This window comes from Vibrio sp. 1727, assembly GCF_033344415.1.
Lineage (GTDB): Bacteria > Pseudomonadota > Gammaproteobacteria > Enterobacterales > Vibrionaceae > Vibrio > Vibrio alginolyticus.
This window is the reverse complement of record NZ_JAWPOT010000328.1, coordinates 1-659: the sequence shown is the minus strand read 5'-3', so window position 1 is coordinate 659 and position 659 is coordinate 1. Positions and strand designations below refer to the sequence as shown.

Genomic DNA, 659 nt, shown 5'->3' with positions numbered 1-659 from the left:
GCAAGAAGAAGCGTGGAGTGCATATTCGGAAGGGCGTGATATGCAGGTCAAATTGCAGCCTGCTGCCCATCCCATTGGTACCACGGTTGAAGTGCTGGATTTGTTTTTCAATACTCCTGCACGCCGTAAGTTTCTGCGTACCGAAAAAACGGAATTTGCTCACATTGACGAGCTGTTAAAACGCATTGCACTGAGCCGCTTTGATGTCTCGATCAACGTTCGTCATAACGGCAAAGTGATCCGCCAGTACCGTGCGGCTAAGAATCAACTGCAAACCGAAAAGCGTATAGCGGCGGTGTGTGGTAATGCATTTGTGCGTAACATGCTTCGTATTGAGCTTGAGCATCAAGGTCTCAAGTTGCATGGTTGGATCACCACCCCGGATGGGGCTCGTCAGCAAAGCGATTTGCAGTATTGTTACGTGAATGGCCGCATGATGCGGGACAAACTGATCAATCATGCGATTCGTCAAAGTTACGAAATGAGCTTAAAGCCGGATCAATTTGCCGCTTATGTGTTGTTCATCGAGCTAGACCCGCATCAGGTGGACGTGAACGTTCATCCAGCGAAGCATGAAGTGCGTTTCCATCAAGCAAGATTGGTACATGACTTTATCTATCAAGCTTTGGCTGATGCACTGGCACAAAGCTCTGTGATTG

1 protein-coding gene is annotated in these 659 nt (G+C 48.3%); it reads left to right on the top strand.

Translation table 11 applies throughout. From position 1 onward, the window contains the following. Positions 1-659 (top strand): DNA mismatch repair endonuclease MutL (mutL, locus tag R8O10_RS25540; protein ID WP_318191999.1); only part of this gene is annotated, 659 nt, incomplete at both ends.